Origin of the sequence: Winogradskyella undariae (assembly GCF_013285155.1) — a bacterium.
Taxonomy (GTDB): Bacteria; Bacteroidota; Bacteroidia; order Flavobacteriales; family Flavobacteriaceae; genus Winogradskyella; species Winogradskyella undariae.
This window is the reverse complement of record NZ_JABTEL010000032.1, coordinates 1-6,244: the sequence shown is the minus strand read 5'-3', so window position 1 is coordinate 6,244 and position 6,244 is coordinate 1. Positions and strand designations below refer to the sequence as shown.

General features: G+C 30.5%; 8 protein-coding genes. All 8 read right to left on the bottom strand.

All coding sequences use genetic code 11. From position 1 onward, the window contains the following. Window positions 1-80 precede the first annotated feature (80 nt). Window positions 81-926 carry a hypothetical protein gene (locus HSX10_RS18340; RefSeq protein WP_173589709.1) on the bottom strand — a complete coding sequence of 282 codons (846 nt, stop codon included), beginning with the start codon at window positions 924-926 and terminating at the stop codon, window positions 81-83. A 335-nt stretch (window positions 927-1,261) separates the two neighbouring features. Further along, entirely contained in the window at window positions 1,262-1,837 is a 576-nt protein-coding gene (locus HSX10_RS18335; RefSeq protein ID WP_173589708.1) for a hypothetical protein, read from the bottom strand. A gap of 119 nt (window positions 1,838-1,956) precedes the next feature. Further along, the gene (locus HSX10_RS18330; RefSeq protein WP_173589707.1) at window positions 1,957-2,502 is read right to left on the bottom strand and encodes a hypothetical protein; all 546 of its coding nucleotides are present in this window, start codon (window positions 2,500-2,502) and stop codon (window positions 1,957-1,959) included. 163 nt (window positions 2,503-2,665) lie between these two features. After that, on the bottom strand, window positions 2,666-3,292 hold the full coding sequence (locus tag HSX10_RS18325; protein ID WP_173589706.1) for a hypothetical protein: 627 nt from the start codon (window positions 3,290-3,292) through the stop codon (window positions 2,666-2,668). A gap of 218 nt (window positions 3,293-3,510) precedes the next feature. Next, the gene (locus HSX10_RS18320; RefSeq protein WP_173589705.1) at window positions 3,511-3,651 is read right to left on the bottom strand and encodes a hypothetical protein; all 141 of its coding nucleotides are present in this window, start codon (window positions 3,649-3,651) and stop codon (window positions 3,511-3,513) included. A gap of 3 nt (window positions 3,652-3,654) precedes the next feature. Then, window positions 3,655-4,488, bottom strand: a complete 834-nt coding sequence (locus HSX10_RS18315) for a DUF7192 family protein (RefSeq protein WP_173589704.1) — start codon at window positions 4,486-4,488, stop codon at window positions 3,655-3,657. 3 nt (window positions 4,489-4,491) lie between these two features. After that, a complete protein-coding gene (locus tag HSX10_RS18310) occupies window positions 4,492-5,607 on the bottom strand; it encodes an AAA family ATPase (RefSeq protein ID WP_173589703.1) in 1,116 nt (371 codons plus the stop codon). Window positions 5,608-5,790: 183 nt separating this feature from the next. Then, complete coding sequence (locus HSX10_RS18305; protein WP_173589702.1) at window positions 5,791-6,141, bottom strand: hypothetical protein; 351 nt, start codon at window positions 6,139-6,141, stop codon at window positions 5,791-5,793. Window positions 6,142-6,244: the final 103 nt, after the last annotated feature.

The following is a 6,244-nucleotide window of genomic DNA, read 5'->3' as shown; positions in this document are numbered from 1 at the left end:
ATAATTACAGAAGTACTTTAGCAATAAATTAATAAGTTTTTACTTGTTTTTTACCACAGTACTTTGTTGTGCATAGTTCTTTAGATAGATTTAGAAAAATTCCTTCGTAATTTTCTTCCTATAATATTTTTTTCAAGTTCACAAAGTATTGAATCTTCAAGTTCACGAGCGGATACCTTTTTATTCGTAATAAATTTTATTGTATCATTAACTAATGGTAACAGCCCTTTAAATTTTTCATTATTATTAAGAAATTTTATAACAATATCATTACTTGTTAGAATTCCGAGAAAATGACCATTAAAAAACATACAAGTATCGATTAATTTGATGTTCAACAAATTGTCTTTTTCCAACATAATTAATGGAATATAATTAAAAGAACCGATTTTCAATTCTCCTGTTGCTCTAGCGATAAAAAACCGGAATTCATTAGGTAAGTTAATACCGTTTAAGAATCCTTTCCAATTTTCTTTTCGTATTAAATTAATTTGTTCTTTTATTTCTTTTGAATTTGATAAGGAACTAGATACTAATGAATTTTGTTTAGAGTATGCGCGGTCGATAAGACAAAACTTTAAATACATCCATTTTTTTAACCTTAATATATCGTCAGAGGAAATAATGTCTTCTTCATTAATAAATAATTTATGAAAAGTTTTTTTCATATCTTCTTCTATTGCACTCATCCAAGTATTGTTACAATTTTGACAAACTACTTTTGTTGTTTTAGCTAGAGGGTCTCCAACATTTGAAAACAATCCTTTTTCTGAAATAATATCATTGTTAGAATTTCGTGCAGTTATAGTATGACCATCTCTTGTAAGTAAATCTTTTTCACTAGCAGGATAATAGTCTTGCCACCACGCTCCCCAAAGATGCTCTTTACTTATTTTTTTATTGTTGCAAAATATACAGTTAGCCATAAATAAAATTCTGAGTTATAGTTTCAATAATGTTATAAAATCAATTTTGAATGATTTTTATCTTTTTTAATGTCTATTTAAATTAATTCTTTTTTTACTTTAAATAGGGTAATCTCAACTAGCAGTAAAATATTTTCAAAATTCCTCACTTTAGATCGAGAAATAAACCAGGTTCTGACGTGCTGAATTATGCACAACGAGTTTGTGTATGGTTAGTTGCGTGGTTTAGCAACTAAGTTAGCAAACTTTTACGAACCCGTGAATATTCCGCAGGAATATTCGCAAGTAGGGAAGAACCTAGCAATTAATTATACACGGTGTTACCTACAGTATTTTTAATTCAGATTCGTGTATATTAAATCCAAGAATAATTTCCGATACATTATTTTTTGAAATTTATCTTCTGGAATTTTATTCAGCGCGTCAATTAAATATTCGCTATCAGTTTTTAAATCTCCGTAAGCCTCAAATTTGTTATAAGCTAATCCAAATTCAAATTGCCAACTTGACTTGTCTAAAATCTTTAGTTGTTCAAATAAATAACCATAGCAAGATAAATGGGAATTAATCGGAAATAACAAATATGGGTCAAATCCTAAATCCGATTTAAGTTTCTCAAAAAACTCAGGCTCTATTTCTTTGCGACTTGCCTTTTTTAATAATTCCGTATATCCGTTTTTGCTTATTTCAGTCAGATATTTTTCTTGAATTAGTGAATTTTCTAATAAACTATGAATATTTTGTTTGTAAATCAGCTTTCCCTCAATCGGTCCAACTTCCGTAACGAGTCGATTATATTTGATTTCAGAGCATAATTCAAACTTTTCGTCCGCAATTAGGTCAGTCGTATTTTTAGTTGAACCACAAGCTGTGATTAAAGTCAGAATTATTATTTGAAGCAGTTTTTTCAATATTGTAGGTAACGTGTTTGTGTATGGTTAGTTGCGTGGTTTAGCGACTAAGTTAGCAAACATTTACGAACCCGTGAATATTCCGCAGGAATATTCGCAAGTAGAGAAGAAAACAGCAATTAATTATACACGGTGTTACCTGCAGGCTTTTTTCGGAAGCCAAAATATCCTGCAATCAACGCAATCAAAATTATAATTCCGTTTAATGTCCAAAATACCCATTTATACTCTCTTTCAAACATCAATTCATAAATCGGTCCAGGAACATCGACTTGAATTCCTACTATTAATTTGTTTGGCTTTGAGTTTGCATTTGTCAGATTTAGGTTTAATTCATATTCAGCACCCGATTTACTCACAAAACTATTGTTTCCAAATAATTCGATTGGTTTCCCTTTATATAATACTTCAAGTTCTGTTTTGATTGGAAGCATAGAGTCAATTTCTTTATAAGGATTAGGATTTTCTAAACTAAATCCAATATTATATGATGATTCAAAATCCGTTATAAATTTTTCAGATATTTTAATTTGTTTCTCAAAAGGAAACTCTTTGTTAAACGCATTTAATTTTTTTTCATTCTTATTTGGAATTAAGGAAATAGTAAAATAAATGGCAATTATTCCAAATATTATGCTTGTTATTTTCGATGAAGTTTTTGTCATCCGTGATTTTTTTCAGCTTGCAGGTAACGGTCTTGTGTATGGTTAGTTGCGTGGTTTAGCAACTAAGTTAGCAAACTTTTACGAACCCGTGAAAATTCCGCAGGAATTTTCGCAAGTAGGGAAGAACCTAGCAATTAATTATACACGGTGTTACCACCAGTAATTATTTCAGAGATACTTGAATTCGTTTGTTTTCAGGCTCTATTTTAATCCAATTTCTGTTTTCTCGTTTAGGAATACATTCTATCAAACTCAATCCGTTTTTATAATTATCAACTGACTGTTTTCCAAATTTAATTTTCATTTCATAAATTCCTTGTCCTCCTTTTCCAATCCAAGCTCGTGTTACAATTGATTTATTTTTCTCAATATTCTCTTTAGACAAACTTTTTAAGTCGTAAGGAAAGCAATCAACTCCATCACACCAAAAACCTTGAACACTTTCAATTCCTAAATTGTTAAAATCAAGTCTGTATTCCAAATGTGAGCAAAATTCACTATTAAAAACAGGTTCTTTAAAATTATAATTGAACGCTCCGCATTTCTGACATTCAGTATTTTCAGATTCTAACTCGTCATTTTCGCAACGATTACATTTTCCGTATTCACTATTTATGTGCGAAATAATGACTTTCGCTTCTTTATGGCTAATTCCGAAATCGTCAATAATTTTTTTAACTGCAAATAGTTTTAAATCCTGCTTAACCATTCCCCAAATTTCAAACTTTTGTTCTTCCGACAAATTCAGTTCGTTTATTTCATTTCCGCATTTTTTGCAGTTCAGTTTCATTTGAGTGGTCTTATTGGTGGTAACGTCCCTGTATATGGCTCGTAGCGTGCAAATTATTAATTATTTTCGGATTGAGCACGAGCCAAATTTTTTAATTTTTCTTATTATCTTTTTTTTCAATAAGCCAAATTAAAAAATTTGGCGGACTGGCAAATATGCCTTAACTTTGATTAAGCAACTAGCTAGCTATGAGTTATATACGTTGTTAGCAGCTGCCATTATTTCCCTTTGTTGTTTGGATTTAACTGCTTTCCTCTATTTCCGTGTACTTGTGAATTTTGTTTATTTGTGCCTTTTGTTCCTTTGTTGGAATTATTTTGATTGGCTTGATTCGCTTGGGTCGAAACTTTTTTCTTCATAATTTATTGATTTTTAATTTCTATGTTTAAATCTTTTAATTGGTTTAACACCCATTTTATGGCTTTTTTGTTTGGTATTTTACCACTAAATATTTCTTGAATATATAAATCTCCTTTATTGGTAGCGTTCGCAGGATAACCATAAGCATAAGCAAAATCTGACCAACCTTCAATTTCCGCAACTGAAAACATAATTCTTCTCAACATTGAGGGATGAGTCAAGCAAAAAGCAAGTTCAATCATTTCTAAAGGTTGATTAGCTTTTTTGATTGTTACATCTAATTCTAACCAACCATTTTTTTTGATAATACCAGTTCTGTTTTTTTCGCTTGAGTATTTTGAAACTGCCCAATTGCATATTACTTCAACTCTATGACCAGCGTATTCAATAGCATCTACTAATGCACAAATAATCGCTCCTCTTTGAATTATTGTTTCAGGTTCGATAGCAGCTGAAAATGATATAGAACATACCAAAGTAAATACTCTTCCAGGTGAATTATTGATTACAAACTCACGAGAGACAAAACATTCTGGGTCATTTGATAAATATCTACCAACATTTACATTATAACCAGCAACATCATAAATCTGACTTGGACGAATTACTTTTTCTGTAATCTGTGGTGTAATTTCAGTTTGATATTTTTTAACTTGTTCCAAACCGTCTTGCCAACCTTGTAAAGCAAGTTTTTTTGCCTCTAACCAAGTAACATTCCCATTCCATTCTCGTGAATATCCACGAGATGATTTTTCGTAAGCATCACTTTCTCTAAATGCGTATAACCAAAAATCATATAAATCTTCGTAAATGATATGTTTGTTTATAACACTCAATGTTTATAGGTTGTTTTTAATTAATTCAATTGTTGCTATATCTAGACCTTTCCATAAAACGGAATTCTCAACCAATTCTTGATTAAGATTGTTTTTCAAAAGTTTTGCTCCAAAAAAGGATGCTCTTGGACTTACAATATGTCTAATTTCTTTTTTCTCAATAACTCGTCTAATAGATTGAACGTAATCTACCCATTTATCATTATTCGCAAGTTTTCGTTCCAAAGTTTCGTCATATTTCCAATCGATAAAAATAAATCTATCTATTGAAGCTGCGTCAAGTTGATTTCTGCCTACATATTGTCTATCTGCTCCTTGTCCATATGTATTAGCTGCTGCGATACAGTAAAAGTTTTTATGTCTTTTTATTCGTTTGTCTGGAAAGTCCATATAGTCATTTGCAAGTGCAGCATTAAAAGCTAAAACAGCTTGTGGAAAACTACCGTCTATTTCATCAAATAAAAATAGTCCTCCGTTTTCGTATGCTTTTCTGAATTCTGTTGAGACTATTTTTCCATTTGCATCAATAAAACCAGTAAGTTTAAATTCGCTTGCAATAGCACCAGTAAAATAGAAAGGAATATTTAATGCATCTGCACATTGATTGGCTGCTGTAGTTTTTCCTGAACCAGCTGGACCTGTTAAAAATACATTTAATCGTGTACTTACTATTGCAATTAATTCTTCAAACTGATAATGAACGATACCAACCTCTGAAGGTTTGCTATCATTAATTTTTACATTAATAAAAGGTAAGCACTTTCTTTTAAGTAAGGAAATATCCTTTTTGTACTTTAAAGTACTTTCAGTTAAGGTTTTCAGGTCATTTTTTATTTCATCAAGTTCCGAATTATTATCTATTTGTTTGAGTTCGCTTTCTAATTCAGAAATTTTTTGACTGATTTTTTCATTCTCAATACGTTCAATTAAATCTTTTACCTCTTTTTTAAAATCGGAATTTTCACTACGAATTTTTCTTACCGTCTGCGAAAAAAGGTCGTTTATTTTTTTATCAATGTCAGCAGTTATAAAAGGTCTTAATTTATCTTCAAATGGTCTGTTTTTAGTGTTATTCCGAGAATTTCTATTCCTGTTTTGATTGTTGTTATCTTTACTCATTGTTGTTTACGGAATGTTTTTTTTGGTTGCTGCTAACGTTGTTGTGTATGGTTAGTTGCGTGGTTAAGCAACTAATTTAGTAAACATATACGGACTAGAGAAAATTCCGAAGGAATTTTCCAGATAAGCACTTGCCAAAGCAATTAATTATACACGGTGTTGTAAACAGTGCTTTATTCTTCTTTATCCACTAATACTTTGAATCAGAAGCAGACCAAGTTTAAATCCAAGTAAACCAATAAATATTCCAATAGCCATCCAATAAATCCTCTGCTTTTTGTCCGCTTCTACAATTTTTGTTTCTAATACTTTTCCGTTTTCTTTCAGTTCGATTTTAATTTCTCTTTTTCCAAACTGTTTATATTCAGATTCTAAAGTCAGGTTTTGTGAATTCAGGTTTAAATTATGAGTAATTCCAGAAAAAGAAAACTTTTTAGAAATTTGTTTTCCATTCAGCAAAACGCTTTCAATACCAAATGGGGAATTCATAAATTCTATTTTATTCGTGTCAATATTAAATTCAGCGTATTTCATTCGTTATGAGTTTTTTAGGCATTGTTTACAACGTTGTTGTATATGGTTTGTTGCGTGTTTCAAGCAACTAATTTAGTAAATAATTACGGACAAAGAAAGTCCG

Excerpts from the sequence above, each read along its gene's own strand:
- HSX10_RS18340 (WP_173589709.1), bottom strand. The coding sequence starts at position 926 with ATGGCTAACTGTATATTTTGCAACAATAAAAAAATAAGTAAAGAGCAT.
- HSX10_RS18330 (WP_173589707.1), bottom strand. The coding sequence starts at position 2,502 with ATGACAAAAACTTCATCGAAAATAACAAGCATAATATTTGGAATAATT.
- HSX10_RS18325 (WP_173589706.1), bottom strand. The coding sequence starts at position 3,292 with ATGAAACTGAACTGCAAAAAATGCGGAAATGAAATAAACGAACTGAAT.
- HSX10_RS18320 (WP_173589705.1), bottom strand. The coding sequence starts at position 3,651 with ATGAAGAAAAAAGTTTCGACCCAAGCGAATCAAGCCAATCAAAATAAT.
- HSX10_RS18310 (WP_173589703.1), bottom strand. The coding sequence starts at position 5,607 with ATGAGTAAAGATAACAACAATCAAAACAGGAATAGAAATTCTCGGAAT.
- HSX10_RS18305 (WP_173589702.1), bottom strand. The coding sequence starts at position 6,141 with ATGAAATACGCTGAATTTAATATTGACACGAATAAAATAGAATTTATG.